At 47.3% G+C, this 17,065-nt stretch carries 10 protein-coding genes and 1 other annotated feature; of the genes, 6 read left to right on the top strand and 4 right to left on the bottom strand.

The window, feature by feature from the left end:
* Positions 1–179 precede the first annotated feature (179 nt).
* Positions 180–2,909 carry a beta-mannosidase gene (locus PGS38_RS13755; RefSeq protein WP_118594490.1) on the top strand — a complete coding sequence of 910 codons (2,730 nt, stop codon included), beginning with the start codon at positions 180–182 and terminating at the stop codon, positions 2,907–2,909.
* Positions 2,910–2,963: 54 nt separating this feature from the next.
* On the opposite strand, the gene PGS38_RS13750 is transcribed toward PGS38_RS13755, so the two are convergent.
* Positions 2,964–3,845, bottom strand: a complete 882-nt coding sequence (locus tag PGS38_RS13750) for an AraC family transcriptional regulator (protein ID WP_158565949.1) — start codon at positions 3,843–3,845, stop codon at positions 2,964–2,966.
* A gap of 133 nt (positions 3,846–3,978) precedes the next feature.
* Here PGS38_RS13750 and PGS38_RS13745 point away from each other — a divergent pair, with 133 nt between their 5' ends.
* A complete protein-coding gene (locus tag PGS38_RS13745) occupies positions 3,979–5,328 on the top strand; it encodes an MATE family efflux transporter (RefSeq protein WP_117805371.1) in 1,350 nt (449 codons plus the stop codon).
* Positions 5,329–5,419: 91 nt separating this feature from the next.
* Here the strand turns inward: PGS38_RS13745 and miaB are convergent, their stop codons facing one another.
* Both miaB and PGS38_RS13735 read right to left on the bottom strand, forming a co-directional pair.
* On the bottom strand, positions 5,420–6,904 hold the full coding sequence (miaB, locus tag PGS38_RS13740) for a tRNA (N6-isopentenyl adenosine(37)-C2)-methylthiotransferase MiaB (protein ID WP_118594489.1): 1,485 nt from the start codon (positions 6,902–6,904) through the stop codon (positions 5,420–5,422).
* Positions 6,905–7,009: 105 nt separating this feature from the next.
* Positions 7,010–8,110, bottom strand: coding sequence for an SLC13 family permease (locus PGS38_RS13735; RefSeq protein ID WP_118594488.1), 1,101 nt, complete (start codon positions 8,108–8,110; stop codon positions 7,010–7,012).
* A gap of 228 nt (positions 8,111–8,338) precedes the next feature.
* Positions 8,339–8,611, top strand: a binding site (T-box leader).
* 114 nt (positions 8,612–8,725) lie between these two features.
* On the opposite strand from PGS38_RS13735, the gene PGS38_RS13730 reads away from it, so the two are divergent.
* The 4 genes from PGS38_RS13730 to PGS38_RS13715 all read left to right on the top strand — a co-directional run bounded on the left by PGS38_RS13730 (position 8,726) and on the right by PGS38_RS13715 (position 15,302).
* Positions 8,726–9,226 carry a TRAP transporter small permease gene (locus tag PGS38_RS13730; protein WP_118594487.1) on the top strand — a complete coding sequence of 167 codons (501 nt, stop codon included), beginning with the start codon at positions 8,726–8,728 and terminating at the stop codon, positions 9,224–9,226.
* Complete coding sequence (locus tag PGS38_RS13725; RefSeq protein WP_118594486.1) at positions 9,223–12,609, top strand: TRAP transporter large permease subunit; 3,387 nt, start codon at positions 9,223–9,225, stop codon at positions 12,607–12,609. The genes PGS38_RS13730 and PGS38_RS13725 overlap by 4 nt, the downstream gene beginning before the upstream one ends.
* A 195-nt stretch (positions 12,610–12,804) precedes the next feature.
* Complete coding sequence (locus PGS38_RS13720) at positions 12,805–14,208, top strand: hypothetical protein (RefSeq protein ID WP_147398224.1); 1,404 nt, start codon at positions 12,805–12,807, stop codon at positions 14,206–14,208.
* A gap of 128 nt (positions 14,209–14,336) precedes the next feature.
* The gene (locus tag PGS38_RS13715; RefSeq protein WP_158578721.1) at positions 14,337–15,302 is read left to right on the top strand and encodes an Rpn family recombination-promoting nuclease/putative transposase; all 966 of its coding nucleotides are present in this window, start codon (positions 14,337–14,339) and stop codon (positions 15,300–15,302) included.
* Between the two features lie 34 nt (positions 15,303–15,336).
* On the opposite strand, the gene PGS38_RS13710 is transcribed toward PGS38_RS13715, so the two are convergent.
* The gene (locus tag PGS38_RS13710) at positions 15,337–17,019 is read right to left on the bottom strand and encodes a recombinase family protein (RefSeq protein ID WP_046438251.1); all 1,683 of its coding nucleotides are present in this window, start codon (positions 17,017–17,019) and stop codon (positions 15,337–15,339) included.
* Positions 17,020–17,065 lie beyond the last annotated feature (46 nt).

The raw sequence follows: 17,065 nt of genomic DNA, 5'->3' as shown, positions 1-17,065 counted from the left end.
TTTGTCTCACTGTTTTCCTGTTTTTGCGAAAATTTTTGTGCATTTGGAGATTTTTCCTATTTTTCAAGAGCTTTTTTGTACCATTTTCTGTACAAAAGAAGTAAGATAGGAAGAAGGAAAAAGCGTGGTGAAACTACGCGAAGAAGCAGAAACTATGTAAGAAAGGGGGACATACTGTAATGCATACAATATGTCTGAAAGACAACTGGACCTTAACGGTCCTTGGAAAAAATGTTTACGATATTCCGGAGACTCCAATTGAGACAAAGGTTCCGTCTACCGTTTACGGCACACTTCTGGAAAAAGGTCTGATCCCGGATCCGTTTTATCGTGACAATGAACTCGACGCACTGAAACTGATGGAGAACGATTTCGCATACGAGACAGAAATCGTGATCGGAGAGGAAGACAGAAAAGCGGACCGCCTGTTTTTACATTTCGACGGAATTGATACGATCGCGGATGTTTATTTGAACGGAGAGAAAATCGGCTCCGCAGACAACATGAACCGTGTCTGGGAGTACGATATTACCGATCTTGTTGCAGGTGATGCAGCCGATACCGTATATCAGGTAAAAGTGATTCTGCATTCCCCGACCAAATTCATTGCGGAAGAAGATACAAAATGCCCGGTTGGCGGATCCTCCGATGCAATGCCGGGATTCCCGCATATCCGTAAAGCAGCGTGCATGTACGGCTGGGACTGGGGCCCGCGTCTTCCAGATGCAGGACTGTTCCGTGAAGCTTCCGTTCTCGCAGTAAAAACAGCCCGTCTGGCGCAGGTATTTGTAGGCCAGGAGCATCACGTAACCGGAAAAACGGTTCACGGAAACGTTGTTGATTCTGTTCGCCTGACGGCAGATGCTGAGATCGAGTGGATGCCGGGAGTTACCAACGGAAATGTAAAAATTGTCATGACGGTTACTTCTCCGGATGGAAAAACCGTTCTGACCGCAGAAAGCGGCAGCATCGATCCGCTGACCCATTCAGCACCGGCAAAGAATCTGACTGGTCTTACGTGTGAGCTTCGCAGCAACCATGTACAGGCTTCTCTTACCGTAGAAAATCCGGAGCTGTGGTGGCCGAACGGTTACGGCGCACAGGCACTGTATCAGGTAAAGGTAGCGCTTGTTGCAGAGGATACCCTGGATACCTGGGAGAAAAAAATGGGTCTTCGCACCATCACGGTCAATACCGATCCGATGGAAGATGAAGTTTATGATGAGCACATGACCGGACAGGCACCAGATTACGACGACGGCGACAACATGGTTATGACAAACGGTGAGAAGAAAGTAATTATCACCGATAAAGCAGCAAAGACGGTAAAAGGCCGCAACTTTGCATATGAAATCAACGGACTGCAGATTTTCGCGATGGGCGCGGATTACATTCCGGAGGATAATATTTTAACCCGCCAGACGAGAGAACGTACCGATCTGCTGTTAAAATCTGCACAGGAAGCAAACTTCAATTCCCTGCGTATATGGGGCGGCGGATACTTCCTCGATGACTTCTTCTATGATGTCTGCGATGAGAGAGGACTTCTGATCTGGCATGACTTCATGTTTGCCTGCGCTTCCTATGAGCTGTCAGATCATTTTGAGGAGAATATCTCCACAGAAATCCGTCAGAATGTACGCAGACTTCGTTCTCATGCAAGCATTGCTCTGTGGTGCGGAAACAATGAGATGGAGACACAGTATGAAATGCTGGCATGGCCGAAATCCAAGAAACAGTATTACGATTATATCCATCTGTATGAGTACATCATTCCGAAAATCGTCAAAGAAGAGGATCCGGAGAAATTCTACTGGCCGTCATCCCCGTCTTCAGGTGGAAATTACGAAAACAGCAATGCGGAAAATGTCGGCGATACCCATTACTGGGGCGTATGGCACGGAAGCGAGCCGTTTACCGCTTATCGTTCCCACCATTACCGTTTCCTGTCCGAGTTCGGATTCCAGTCCTTCCCGTCCCTGCAGACTGTAAAACGGTTTACGGAAGACGGCGACCGCAACATCTTCTCACGCGTCATGGAAATGCACCAGAGAAATACGGCTGCCAACGGAAAGATCCTGAACTATATCTCACAGACCTATCTGTATCCGAAGAATTTCGATGAGCTTCTTTACTGCTCACAGCTTCTTCAGGCAGATGCCATCCGTTACGGCGTAGAGCATTTCCGCCGCTTCCGTGGTACCTGCATGGGTGCTGTTGTATGGCAGCTGAACGATATCTGGCCGGTAGCATCCTGGGCAAGCGTCGATTACTACGGAAACTGGAAAGCCCTGCAGTACGCAGAGAAGAAGATGTTCGCACCGATTCTGCTTTCCTGTGAGGAGCATGGAGAGATCGATCAGAAACCGTTTGTCAACACCCTGCCGCATCCAATCGATGTCAGTGCAGACCTTCACGTTGCGAATGAGACGGGTGAGCCGATTGTTGGAACCGTAAAATGGTCTCTGCGCCGTCCGGATTCTTCCGTAGTCAAAGAGGGAACCTTCGAGGTCAACGCACCGGCCTACGGCGGACAGTGGATGCCGCATCTTGATTTCAACGGTCAGGATCCGCTGGAAGTTCATCTGACGTATGAGCTGGTTGTCGATGGAAACGTCGTATCTTCCGGATCGACGCTGTTCTGTGCACCGAAGCATTACCATTTCGCAGATCCGAAACTTTCTGTATCGGTAGACGGCGATACCGTAACTGTAACGGCAGAGAACTTCGCAAAATCTGTCAGCGTAGAGACCGAAAACGGTGTGCTTCGCCTGGACGATAACTTCGTTGATATGGAAGCAGGAACAAAGACCTTCCGTATTCTGCCGACCGCAGACTTTACCGCCAAGGGAACCGGCGTATCGGGCGCATACCGCGTACGAAGCGTATACGAGACAGCAGAACGATAAGGCATGGAAAAAGGGCACGCAAAATGAATGCGTGCCCTTTTCTGCAAAATAACGTTATTTATTTTTTTCTGCCTGCATTTTTCTGGCCTGTTTCGGTGTGATTCCTTTTATTTTTTTATAACACCGGATGAAATAGCTGCAGTCCGGATAGCCGACTTCTCTGGCAATAAAAGAAACATCGTGACTGGAAAAAAGCAGCATGTTTTCTGCCGCATTGATTCTGGTTGCCGTAATATATTCTTTGCAGGTCATATTGTAGCGGCGGTAAAAATTCATGGAAAATGTGGAGTGCGACATGTTGCACATGGCGGCAAGTTTCTCTACGGTCAGTTCTTCAAAATAATGGGAATCAATGTATTCGGAAATCAGGTCAAAACTGATTTCGTAGGAAGGATGCACGCCGGGAGACGGAAAAGAAGTCCCGCTTTTCTGCCAATTCCGTACAAAACGGCTGATGATTTTCCGAAGATCCGCTGTAAGAATCATGGAATAGCCAAGCTCTTTATCCCGGTATTCCTTAAGAATATCCGAAAAAAGAGGAAAAAGGTCCATTTTCCGTACCTGCTCCGGAGAAAAAATACAGGGGCAGCGGAACGTGTGGAGGCCGTGCAGAATCGAACGCAGATCCAGCTCATCCGTCTTGCAGGTGGGCAGAAGATTGGGGTCAAATTTAATCACATCATACTGCACCGGAACAGACCCTTTTGCAAGCGCGATGGAATGAACGCATTTGGGCGGAAAAAGGATCACGGATCCTTCCGTTCCGATGGATGTCACATTATCAAGGGAAACCTCAATTTCTCCTTTCAGAACGTAGAGAAGTTCTACATAATAGTGCCAGTGAGCAGGAATCGGAAGGGAGTCCCGCGTGCTGTCAAAAAGAAAAGCCTCATAAGGAGAGGCGATGGGGTCGATATATTCATATAAGTTATTCATAGATGTCTCACTTTTCGTTCGTAGTGGATGTTCCATACTGACTGTGGATGGAAACAAACTTCTTTTAGTATATAGTGATTTTATATGATTTGCAAGAAGGAATGAAGAAAGGAAAGGTTACAAGATTATCATCATGCAAAAAACAACAAATGATATGACGCAGGGCAACAGCATGAAGCTGATTTTTCAGTTTTTCCTGCCGATTCTGATCGGAAATCTTTTTCAGCAGCTTTACAGCTTTGTGGATTCCATGGTCGTTGGAAAGGGGATCGGAGATGTGGCCCTGGCAGCGGTTGGAAATACCAGTTCGGTACATTTTTTGATTCTCGGCTTTGCCATGGGGCTTACCGGAGGACTTGGGATCTGTATTTCCCACTCCTTTGGAGCGAATGATATCGAAAAACTGCGGAAAGAAATTGCGATGTCGGTTTATATCTGCCTTGCCATTGGAATTGTAATTACGGTGGGCAGTCTGTTTTGGATGCGCCGTCTGTTTGTCTTTCTCCAGACACCGGAGGATATGATGACAGACACTCTGGTTTATTTTGGAACCATTCTGGCGGGCAGTACCGTTACCATTTTTAATAACTTTGCCATGACGCTGCTCCGGTCCGTCGGAAACAGTAAAGTGCCGCTGGCTTCTATGATCGTTTCGTCGGTGGTCAATATTGTGCTGGATCTTCTATTTGTATTTCCGTTTGGCATGGGCGTGTTTGGAGCGGCGCTTGCAACGGTTCTGGCGCAGGTGGTTTCTGCCCTTTACTGTCTGGTATATATCCGGCGCGCCGCAGAACTGCTTCCGCGGAAAACAGACTGGAGGGCAGATGGTGTACTTCTTGGCGCACTCGTTGGAAAAGGCCTGCCGGTAGCTGTGATGAATTCTGTAACTGCGGTGGGCGGTATGGTCCTTCAGGTTTTTGTCAATCAGATGGGAACGGCTTATGTCGCGGCTTATGCTGCATGTATGAAGGTGTGCGGTCTGTTCGAGCAGCCGGGTATAACACTTGGACTTGCACTTCTGACTTTTACAGGACAAAATTATGGAGCCGGAAAATACGACCGGATCAAACAGGGAGTCAGGGCAGGTGTCGTGCTTTCTGTCCTTGTCAATCTTCCTTTTGCAGCACTGGAAATTTTCTGCCCGAAGTTTCTGGCATCCCTGATGCTGAATGATGCGACAGTCATTTCCTATACCTGTATCTTTCTGCCGGTTACCGGAGTTGCCCTGTTCGCCCTTGGCGGGCTGTTTGTCTTCCGAAACGCCTGCCAGGGAATGGGAAAAACAGTTCTGCCGATGGTGTCCGGGATTGTGGAGGTTGCCATGCGCGTCATGGTTGTGCTGCTTTTAGAACCGCGCCTTGCGTTCCGCGGAGTGGCATTCGCAGAAATTTCCGCATGGGTCGGAGCTGGAGTTATGCTTATGATTACCTACTTTTTTTATCAGAGGCGGCTCTCCGGGAAAACTCCAGATGTGAGAGGATAAAAGGAGAAGTTATATGTAAAAACCCTGCCTGCACAGCTTTGTAACATAGTCTTTTCAAAGACTGAAAAACTGTGCGGGCAGGGTCTTTTGGTTAAACAAGCGTTCCCATATAGTAGAAGCCGCGGCATTCGTCCAGGGAAACGTTCTGCAGCGTTCCGATCATCGAAGCATCTCCCGGGAAATGAACCAGCGTATTGTTGCTCATACGGCCGGTGACAAGAGAAGCGTCCTGCTCATTGATACTTTCCACCAGAACTTCCTGTACGGTATGAAGATGTCTTGCGGTTACCTCGCGGGAAATTTCCTGGACCTCGGCAAGAAGACGGTCAAAACGGTCTTTTACAACATCCGCCGGGATCTGGTCTTCCATGGCAGCTGCCGGTGTTCCGGTTCTTCTGGAATACTGGAAGGTAAACGCGCTGTCGTAACGAACGCGGCGGACCACATCCAGTGTTTCCAGAAAATCTTCTTCGGTCTCACCAGGGAAACCAACGATAATATCTGTTGTCAGAGAAATATCCGGCACTTTTGCGCGGATTCGGTCTACCAGGTCAAGATACTGCTCTTTGGTATAACGGCGGTTCATCAGTTTTAAGATACGGCTGCTTCCGGACTGGAGCGGAAGATGAAGATGGAGGCAGACCTTCTCGCAGTCGCGCATTGCATCGATCAGTTCTTCCGAGAGATCCTTCGGATGTGAGGTCATGAAACGGATGCGTTTCAGCCCTTCAATCTGATTTGCCTTGCGCAGAAGCTGTGCAAACGTCATCGGCTCCTCGAGATTCTTTCCGTAGGAATTGACATTCTGACCAAGCAGCATGATTTCAACAACGCCGTCTGCAACGAGGCGTTTGATCTCTGCGATGATTTCCTCCGGCTTCCGGCTGCGTTCGCGGCCGCGCACATACGGTACGATACAGTAGCTGCAGAAGTTATTGCAGCCGAACATAATATTAACACCCGACTTGAACGGATATTTGCGGTCAACCGGGAGATTTTCCACGATTTTGTCGGTATCTTTCCAGATATCGATCACCATGCGGTCCTCTGTCATGCAGCGGACAAGATACTCGGCAAAGCGGTAGATATTATGCGTTCCGAAAATCAGGTTGACGAAATGGTAGCTTTTTTTGAGTTTTTCGACAACAAGCGGCTCCTGCATCATGCATCCGCAGAGGGAAATAATCATGCCCGGATTTTTCTTTTTGTACTTGCCAAGCTGTCCAAGGCGACCGTAGACACGCAGATTTGCGTTTTCACGGACGGTACAGGTGTTGTAAACAACAAAATCGGCATCTTCGGTCTCCACAATGTGGTAGCCGACGGTTTCCAGAATTCCCTCCAGCTTTTCGGAATCTCGGGCGTTCATCTGGCAGCCGAAGGTTGTGATGCAGGCAGTCAGATACTCTTTTCCGTTTTGTTTTGCACGCTCCGGTACGAGCTGCTGTTTTAAAAGTGCCATAAAGTAATACTGACGCTGCGGTTCTGTCTCCGGCGCCGGAACAGTAATGTCAATATTTGCAAGATCAATACCGGAAACCTCGGCATCCGGAACGTTTCTGAGATCTATCTTCATAAATGAAACCCTTTCTTTTTCAATATAAAATGCTAAGTACAGTAATCATGAGACGGTATAAAATGCCGTGAAAAAAGACCCGTACAGCCGGATCTTCTTTTTATTTTAGCGTATCTGATACAAAATAGCAAGAAAAACAAGATTGAAAACAGTAAAAACCAGGATATATTTTTTGCGGCAGGAAGCGTCTGCGGCCGTAATCTGGCGATAGGAGATCAGGCTTGCCATAGATGCAATTAAAGTCCCGAGGCCGCCGAGGTTGGTTCCTACAATCAGTTCCGGGATTTCTTTTGTATATCCGGAAAGCAGCATGGCGGCAGGAACATTGCTGATGATCTGGCTTGTGAGGACGGAAAGAAGCCGTTCGTGTCCGGTAATCATCTGTTCCAGATAAATACGAAGCGCTGCCATTTGTTTCATGTTTCCAATAAAAAGAAAGAAAAACACAAAAGTGAACAAAAGAGAGTAGTCTGCTCTGCGGTAAAGGCTGCGGTTCACCAGGCAGATCCCGGCAATCGTGATCAGAAGCAGAATACTATGCGGGAGAAGTTTGGCAACCGTAAGAATACAGCAGAAAAAAAGAGCTGCAAAAACTGCGATTTGCCGCGGATGAGTAATCGCTTTTTTCTCCAGGGAAACGGAAATTTTCTTTCCGGAGAAAAACAGAAAAATGCAGATCAGAAAAAGAACTGCAGCACCCAGAGTATAAGGCAGCATCATAAGCAGAAAATGCAAAAGGGAAAGTCCGGAAAGCGAATACAGATAAAGGTTCTGCGGATTGCCGATAGGAGTAAACATACTGCCAAGGTTTGCAGCCATGGTCATAAAGGTGACAAGAAGTATTTTTTTCTGCTCCATATGGCACATTCGCAGAAGCAGAATGCCAAACGGAACAAAGGTAATCAGAGCGACATCATTGGTAATCAGCATGCTGCAGAAAAAGCACAGGGAAATCAGAAGCAGAGCAACCATCCGTTCTGAGTTTACATGCCGGAGAAGACTGGTGCCAAGCCAGTCAAATACGCCACATTCCCGCAGACCCGCGACAATCAGCATCAGACAGAACAGCAGGATCAGAGTATGAAAATCCAGATAGCCAAGATACTGTGGACCGGGAGGACAGAAAAAGCAGGAAAGCACTGCAAGAAAAAAAGAGACGGTAAGCACTGCATCTTTTTGAAAAAAGGAAATCAGTTTTTTTATCATAAAAATCATCCTTTCATGAATAAGCAGGACTGATGTTGGAAGATCGAGATGAAAAATCAGGCTGCATATTTCGGATACCGCAGATTATTATATAAAAGATATGGAAAAGATGCAAGAAAAAGGTCCAAAACCGAAAAAAATGCGGTTTTTCAAAAAAACGACAAATTTTTCCAGTCAATTCTTGACAATCAACAAAAATCGCGTTAAAATTGCTCCAGTCGTGTAAAAGCAAATTCTGAGAAAAGAAAAAGTAAATGCAGACAAATCGTTTTCAGAGAGCTGCCGGAAAGGTGCGAGACAGCAACGAATCTGGATTGAAAATCATCTTGGAGAAGGAAAGCCCAACGAATCGGCCGTGTATCGTACTATGTGCCGGAATTCCAGTAGGTTTTCACGGGAGTTTCCCGTTACAGAAACCGCGTATGCTTGTGCGTTGTATTCGTGCTTGTTTCAAAGAAGAGACAAGGGTGGTTGCGGGAAAAGAACAATTCCGTCCCTCGTTGAGGGGCGGATTTTTTTGTTTGTCAGCTGCAAATTCACCCCGGTAATACAGCCTGGCAAAGAATAGATCCTGCTGGAACATTGTACCTGACAGCGGGAAAAGGGAGGAAACATATGAAAGTGTACAAAAAAATCATGAATGGACTGGCGTTTGTTGAGAAACTGGTTCTCGTGCTGTCCACGATCCTGATTGTTGTGCTTACGGTGGGAAACGTTCTTTCCCGTAAGGTACTGCATCAGTCCTGGTCATTTACCGAAGAGCTTGTCGTTGCGGTATTTGTCCTGATTACACTTCTCGCAGCAGCGCTTGCTGCCCGTGACGGAGAACTGGTCAATCTTTCTTTGCTGCCGGACCGTCTTTCTGCGAAGGCGAGAAGAATCCTGCTGGTTGTCAACACAGCATTTAGTGTTGCCTTTACCGTAGTTCTGTTTAAATACGGCATGGACAAGGTACTGACCCAGCTTGCCAACGGAAAGAGAACGTTCGTTTTAAACTGGCCGGAATGGGTTTTCTGGTCTTTCGTACCGATCGGCGCAGCCTGCATGACGCTGCACATGATCGAATATCTGATGGATACATTCGTAAAAGCAAAAGAGGAGGGACAGAAAAAATGATCAGTGCAATTCTTTTTCTTTCATTCTTTGTTTTTCTGATCCTTGGTATCCCGATTGGCATCTGCCTTGGTCTGTCTTCGATCTGCGCGATCCTGTACTCCGGTACATCCCTGACCATCGTAGCAACCAATATGTATTCCGGTATCAGTAAATTTTTGCTCCTTGCCATTCCGTTCTTTGTACTGTCCGGAAACATTATGGCAAAAGCGGGCATTTCCAAACGACTGATTCGTTTCGTCGACACCTGCGTCGGCCATAAAAAGGGCGGTATCGCGATCGTATGCGTTATCGTAGCCTGCTTCTTTGGCGCGATTTCCGGTTCCGGTCCGGCAACCGTAGCAGCACTTGGTATGGTTCTGATCCCTGCCATGATTGAGCGAGGCGGATTTTCTGCTCCGTTTTCCACGGCCCTGATGGCGACGTCAAGTTCGATTGCGATCGTCATACCGCCGAGTATTGCATTCGTTGTTTATGCATCCATCACAGGCGTATCCATCGCCGATATGTTCACAGCAGGTATCGTTCCTGGTATTCTGATGGGTGTGGCCCTTGTCATCGTTGTTCTTCTGGAGGCAAAGAAACACAACATTCAGCCGACCCAGAAAAAAGCAACAGCCAAAGAAAGATGGGATGCTTTTAAAGATGCTTTCTGGGGATTCTTAATGCCGGTCATCATCCTTGGCGGTATCTATGGAAGTATTTTCACCCCGACCGAGGCAGCTGCCGTTTCCGTTGTATACGGTCTGTTTGTCGGAATCTTTATTTATAAAGAGATCAAACTGAAAGACCTGTGGGATCTGATGGTAGATTCTGCCAAAACAACCGGTGGAATTATGCTGATCGTCGCAAGTGCTTCTCTGTTCTCCTTTGTCTGCACAAAGTTTGGTATTGCGCAGGCAGCGTCGGATCTTCTTGGAAGCGTTGCTCATAACCAGTTTGTATTCCTTCTGATTGTCAATATCATTTTCCTGATTGCAGGATGCTTTATCGATGCAAACTCTGCCATGTATATTTTCATCCCGATTATGCTTCCGGTCTGCAAAGCCCTTGGCTATGACCTGATAGCATTCGGTATCGTGGCAACGGTCAACCTGGCCATCGGACAGGTAACTCCGCCGGTCGGTGTCAACCTGTTTGTCGCCATTTCCGTAAAACTGAAAAAAGGAATGGAAGTTACCATTCAGCAGATTTCCAAAGCCGTTATGCCAATGATCGCAGCATCGGTAGCAGTTCTGCTTCTGATTACGTATGTTCCGCAGATTTCCACGTTCCTTCCAAAAGCACTGGCAAAAGACGGAGCTTATACCGGAACGGTAGCTGCAGCAACGAATTCCGATACTTCCAGTGGCGATGGTGCGGATGGCAGCACAGCAGGAAATTCCTCCGGCAATGAGGATTACAATGATATCGCTGATTACAGTGACCTTGGATGGGAAGAGCAGACCTGGAACTTTACCTGCTCCACCACCGAGAACAGTACCTGGGCAGAAGGCGGACGCAAGTTCGGCGAGCTCATGGAAAAAGCAACCGGCGGCAAGATCAAAGTCAATGTATACGCTGCAGACCAGCTGACCAACGGAAACCAGTCCGAGGGAATCCAGGCACTGATGAACGGAGATCCGGTACAGATTTCGATGCACAGCAACCTGATTTACTCTGCATTTGACCCGAGATTTAACGTCGTATCTCTTCCGTTCCTGTTTGATTCCGTAGAAGATGCGGATGCCAAACTGGACGGCGAGGCAGGCGAAAAATTAAAAGCAATCCTCGATGAGTACGGCCTGCACTGCATGGGAATCGCCGAGAACGGTTTCCGTCAGCTGACCAACAGCAAGCAGGAAGTAAAAACCGTCGATGATATGAAGAACCTGAAAATCCGTGTAGCAGGAAGTAACCTGCTGATGGAGTGCTACAAACGCTGGGGTGCCGATGCGACCAACATGAACTGGTCTGAGACCTACACCGCCCTGCAGCAGAAAACCGTAGAAGGCCAGGAGAATCCGCTTCCGGCTATCGATGCAGCCAGCGTACAGGAAGTACAGCCGTACTGCTCCATGTGGAATGCAATTTATGACTGCCTGTTCTTCTGCATTAACGGAGACATCTATAACAATCTGACCCCGGAGCAGCAGAAAGTTGTCGATGAGGCCGGACAGAAAGCCGTCGATTACGAACGTGCGATCAACCGTGCCGGTGACGATGAGATCATGAACCGCTGGCAGAACGAGAACGGTGTCAAGATCACAAAATACGAAGATATGGACATCGATTCCTTTAAACAGGCGGTAGACGGTGTAGATGCCTGGTATCAGAACGAACTGGAAAGCCAGGGCTATGACGATGCCAAAGATCTGATTGAAGCCTTTACAAAGAAAGATACATCTTCTGCAAGCACCTACGATGTAGAAGACAGAAGCGATCTCGACTGGCCGGAGCAGACCTGGAACTTCACCTGCTCCACGACAGAAACCAGTACCTGGGCAGAAGGCGGCCGGAAGTTCGGTGAGCTGATCGAAAAAGCAACCGGCGGCAAGATCAAAGTCAACGTATATGCCGCAGACCAGCTGACCAACGGAAACCAGTCCGAAGGTATCCAGGCACTGATCGATGGAGATCCGGTACAGATTTCAATGCACAGCAACCTGATTTACTCTGCATTTGATCCGAGATTTAACGTCGTATCCCTTCCGTTCCTGTTTGATTCCGTAGAAGATGCGGATGCAAAACTGGACGGCGAGGCAGGCGAAAAATTGAAAGAGATCCTTGATGAGTACGGCCTGCACTGCATGGGAATCGCCGAGAACGGTTTCCGTCAGCTGACCAACAGCAAGCAGGAAGTAAAAACCGTCGATGATATGAAGAACCTGAAAATCCGTGTCGCAGGAAGCAACCTGCTGATGGAGTGCTACAAACGCTGGGGCGCCGATGCCACCAACATGAACTGGTCCGAGACCTACACGGCCCTGCAGCAGAAAACCGTAGAAGGCCAGGAAAATCCACTTCCTGCTATCGATGCAGCCAGCGTACAGGAAGTACAGCCGTACTGCTCGATGTGGAATGCAATTTATGATTGTCTGTTCTTCTGTATTAACGGAGACATTTATGACAGTATGACACCGGAGCAGCAGGAAGTGATCGATGAGTGCGGTCGTCTGGCAACACAGTACGAGCGTGAGATTAACCGCGCCGGTGATGATGAAATCATGAACCGCTGGCAGAATGAGAATGGTGTAGCCATTACCAATTATGAGGATATGGACATCGATTCGTTCAAACAGGCCGTAGACGGCGTGGACGAGTGGTATCAGAAAGAACTGGAAGGCCAGGGATATGATGATGCCAAAGAGTTGATTGAGACGTTTACAAAAGAGGCAGTTTCGTAAATATCTTTATAAGATTTGCTGAGCTTGCCTGAAAAAATAATGTAACAAACTACATATTTGGTAGAAAATAAAAATTCATCCATGACTTGGAGGTCTCTGGTGAGACTGCTTCCGGGCGTGGGTGGATTTTTTTATTTGAGTTTTCCAGGAAAACAGGTATACTGGATGGTATCAGAAAACGGGAGATTTGAATCAATGAAACAGAAAAAAGAACGGGAAAAAGAAATCAGTCAATGGCCATGGATTTCCATGCTGCCGTTCGGAATCCTGGCGGGATACTGGGGAGATAAGGAAGTGCGGATCACGGCAATTTCAGAATATGGCTTTCAGACCCGGCTTGCGACACCGACTACAGTTGAGCAGAAAAATGCGCCGTGGGAACTGGCATTTTACGATCAGAAAACAGCATCCTACCAGCGGATTCTTCTTCGTGATGCGACTTTTCTGCAGGAAAAAGAGGAAGATTTTGATGTTGTTTATACCTTCGCCACGGAACAGGAAGATTATCAAAATGCGGTACAGCGCCTTGCCCTGCAATACAGCCAGTATATTCGCTGGAAAATGGAGGACGATGATGCCGCGCTTGCAGAAGAGATGACAGGATATCCTGCGGAGCAGGACGCGTTTCATCTGGAAAGCCTGGAAGAGCAGAAGAAGGTATGGTTTTCCGGGGTCGGGAAGGAAACATTTACGGCATTGCAAAATGGCTTTGCGGAATCCGGGCAGCCTGGGCAGCCGGTCGAGCTGGCGCTCGAACTGGACCGGCCGGAATGGTATACGGCGTATCTTTCGATGGAAAGTGCGGTGTTTTTTGATGCTTATTTTCGGAAAAACCAGATTCCAGATCCGCCGATTTTTCACCCAGACCGGCTCTATATAGGAAATGCTTTCTGCCCGCATTTGGCACCAACGGAAGAGGAACTGTTCGCACTGATGGATAAAGCCTGCCGGGAGTCGTTTGCGGTTACACTGGTCTTTCCTTTCTTACTGGAAGGAAATCTGCTGGAAACACAGCAGCGGCTGCAGCGTCTCGTCGAATGGTGTGAACAAAAGAACAAAATCATCGAGATTGTCGTAAATGACTGGGGAACGGCCCATCTGGCAGCTCAGCTTCCGGTGTTTTCCCTCTGCCTTGGCGTGCTGCTCAACAAACGGAAAAAAGATCCGCGGATGGCTTATAAGCTGGGGGACCGTACACTGTTTGAACAAAACAGCGTCCACGCGGCATTTTACCGGGAGTATTTGAAAGAAGAATTTCGGATGGAACGGTATGAATGGGAGAGCTGCGGCGATACCAGTACAAGGAAGTTTCCAGAAGGGAAAAACAGTCTTCATCTTCCCTTTTATCAGACAAATACTTCGCAGTATTGTCCAATGTATGCAGCGTGTATCAAAGGAAGCCGCGGCGCGCAGACGCCGGTGAGGAAATGCCCGGAGTTTTGCGAAAAACAGACATTTTTATATCCGGAGCATCTGCGGATGGCAGGAAGATATAATTCGCTGTTTGGGATTGATTTGTCGGTTTTGCAGGAGCCAGAAGCGATGGGGAAGATGTATGGGCTGCGAGGGATAGATCGGATTGTAGTGAATTTGTTATAGTGACATCTTAAGAAGCATGTTCATAGTTCGTATTTCCAACTTGATAGAGCTGCCAATTCGTGATAAGATGAAAAACAACAGGAAGGGGTGCAGACTTCTCTGAAATATTTTTGAGGAGGCGTATGCACATGGGAAAAGCGGACATTGTTACCAAAGCATACATGCGAAAGAGTAACATTTTTGCAGATGCGTTCAATTATTTGATCTATGACGGGAAAAAAGTTGTTGATCCGGAAAAACTGACAGAAGTTGATTCAACAGAGATTGCCATACCGTTTGGCGCAACAGAAGAGAGAAAAGAGGCAAAAGAGACAACCGAAATGACAGAAGATCCGGTCCAGAAATATCGGGATATATTGAAAACAGCTGTGATTATGCAGGAAGTGGAAACGTATTATCTGCTTCTTGGAATTGAAAACCAGACAGACATTCATTATGCGATGCCAGTTCGAAATATGATATACGATGCCTTACAGTATGGCAGACAGGTTACAGACACTGCGGCAAGACATCGAAAAAACAGAAAAAGTGCAAAACAACAGGAAAAAGACCATGGAGATGATTACACAAAAGCAGAATATTTGTCTGGATTCTATAAGGACGATGTCCTGAAACCAGTAATTACACTGGTAATTCATTTCGGAACAGATCCATGGGATGCGCCGTTGTCTCTGCATGAGATGATGAACATTCAAGACGAGAATCTGCTGCGTTTCGTGCAGGATTATCGGATTCATCTAATAGACCCGGCAAGGTTAACCGAAGAAGATTTGGAGAAATTTTCTTCCAGTCTGCGGGAAGTTATGGAGTATATCAGGTATTCAAAGGATAAGAAAAAGCTATTAGAAATTTTAAAGGATAATCCGCGCATGATGCTCGACCGGAAGGCAGCAGTGGTGATCAAGACCATTACAAATACACCCATAGAAATTCCAGAAGAGACGGAGGTGATTGATGTGTGCAAAGCGGTAGAAGATATGCTGAAAGAAAGCAGAGAACAAGGTATTGAACAGGGTATTGAGAAAAAGCGTTGGCAGCATGGTTTGAGGGGAGTAAAGAGTCAGAAGTATTATGATATGATTAGCGCCTATTAGGAAAACACACTGTCAAAGGGGTTTGTAGCGGGGGTTAGCCCGCTACTGCGGTATCTTCCGTAGTGTTGATTTCAATGTACTCGGCAATCTTGCGGAGCTCGTCAGCAAATTTGAATTTCACGCTGATATTGCCGTTTTCATAGACCTTGATATAGTCCACAAGTTCAACCAAGATTTCACGGTTGAGGGCTTCAATGTTCTGATACTTCATAAAGGCTACCAGTGCAGGATGCTCATTGTCCACACCGTTTGCCAGTTCTGCGCGTTCAGCGTTCAGCCGGGTAAGCACCGCGGAAATATCAGAAGTCTGCCGTTCATAGTCAGCCTTCATATCCCGGTATTCCTGCTGGGTGATTTCACCGTCTTTCCAGTCCTGATAAAGAGATTGCTTGTAGCGTGTTATCTTTATCAGTTCCCGCTCTTTTGCAGCTATCAGATCGTCCAGTCGGTAAGACTGGCTTTTTTTGATTGGAGCGGAATTGATCTGCGTTACGATTTCTGAGTAGGAAACAGCTAAATGTACCTGATGCTGTACGGCGAACAGAACAGCAGCCTCCAGCCGTTCATGCTTGATTGAGTGCATGGTGCAGGCTGTCCGGGAACGGTTCTTGTAGGTTGAGCAAGAATAATATACATTGTTGTTCTTGCTAACGCATCGGGTAATGGCCCGCCCGCAATCGGCACATTTCAGAAAGCCGCTGAATAAATGTACCTCACGGCCTTTCGGGGAAGTACGGGTATCACGCTGTAAGAGAGCCTGTACCTTATCGAAAGTTTCATAGTCGATAATGGCCTCATGTGTTCCAGCCACTTCCACCCATTCCTCGCGGGGAACAGCTTCAATCTGGTGTACCTTGTAGCTTTTCACCCGGCTCCGGCCTTGGGCTAAGTCCCCGGTGTAGGTCGGATTGGTAAGAATGGAGTGGATCATGCGGGCTCCCCACATAGGATCGTCATACCCTCTTGTCGAAACAGGCAAGCCCTTTTGTACCTTGTAAGCCGAGGGGCTCGGTACGCCGTGTTCGTTCAGGTACAACGCGATAGCACGTTTTGATGACCCTTGAATAAGCATTGTGAAAATGAGTTTGACATTTTCAGCAGCATCGGGATCAACAATCAGCCTGTGCTTGTCCTTTGGGTGCTTTACATAGCCGTAAGGAGCAAATGCTCCGATATACTGGCCGTTGCGCCGTTTGTAATCAAATACCTGCCGGATCTTTTTGGAAGTCTGATAGCAGTAATTATCGTTCATCACGTTTGTAATGGGAACGATGATATTTGAAACGCTGTCGGGGTTCTTGTAGCTGTCCACATTCTCAGCAAGGCTGATAAAGCGAACACCCATTTGAACAAACAGGTTGTCGATCAAACTTCCGGCATCGCTATAATTTCGTGCGAAGCGGGACAGGTCTTTTACTATAACGCAGTTGATTTTACCACTCATGACATCCGCCAAGAGCCGTTGAAAATCTTCACGGTTAGCGTCCGTTCCAGTATGTCCGTCATCTACATATTCCGTGATACTTTCAAACTCGTCAATGTTGCGTCGGTAAAAATCGTTCAGTAGGTCACGCTGGTTCTTTACGCTGTTGCTATCGTCTTTTCCTTTTTTCAAATCTTCCTTTGAAAGCCGGATATAGATGCCCAGCCGCCAGCGGCGGATTGTGTAAGAGGGAGAGAAACTCTGCTGATACCCTCTGTTTTTTGCTCGTGCCATTGTTCCTCCTTCCCTATCACATTACACTTATATTATAACTCTGTCC

The sequence above is a fragment of the Fusicatenibacter saccharivorans genome (assembly GCF_027667425.1).
Classification (GTDB): domain Bacteria; phylum Bacillota; class Clostridia; order Lachnospirales; family Lachnospiraceae; genus Fusicatenibacter; species Fusicatenibacter saccharivorans.
This window is presented reverse-complemented; position numbering and strand designations above follow the sequence as displayed.

Coding starts and splice junctions, on each gene's coding strand:
- PGS38_RS13715 (WP_158578721.1), top strand. CDS start 14,337: ATGGGAAAAGCGGACATTGTTACCAAAGCATACATGCGAAAGAGTAAC.
- PGS38_RS13730 (WP_118594487.1), top strand. CDS start 8,726: ATGAAAGTGTACAAAAAAATCATGAATGGACTGGCGTTTGTTGAGAAA.
- PGS38_RS13750 (WP_158565949.1), bottom strand. CDS start 3,845: ATGAATAACTTATATGAATATATCGACCCCATCGCCTCTCCTTATGAG.
- PGS38_RS13720 (WP_147398224.1), top strand. CDS start 12,805: ATGAAACAGAAAAAAGAACGGGAAAAAGAAATCAGTCAATGGCCATGG.
- PGS38_RS13735 (WP_118594488.1), bottom strand. CDS start 8,110: ATGATAAAAAAACTGATTTCCTTTTTTCAAAAAGATGCAGTGCTTACC.
- PGS38_RS13710 (WP_046438251.1), bottom strand. CDS start 17,019: ATGGCACGAGCAAAAAACAGAGGGTATCAGCAGAGTTTCTCTCCCTCT.
- PGS38_RS13755 (WP_118594490.1), top strand. CDS start 180: ATGCATACAATATGTCTGAAAGACAACTGGACCTTAACGGTCCTTGGA.
- PGS38_RS13725 (WP_118594486.1), top strand. CDS start 9,223: ATGATCAGTGCAATTCTTTTTCTTTCATTCTTTGTTTTTCTGATCCTT.
- PGS38_RS13745 (WP_117805371.1), top strand. CDS start 3,979: ATGCAAAAAACAACAAATGATATGACGCAGGGCAACAGCATGAAGCTG.
- miaB (WP_118594489.1), bottom strand. CDS start 6,904: ATGAAGATAGATCTCAGAAACGTTCCGGATGCCGAGGTTTCCGGTATT.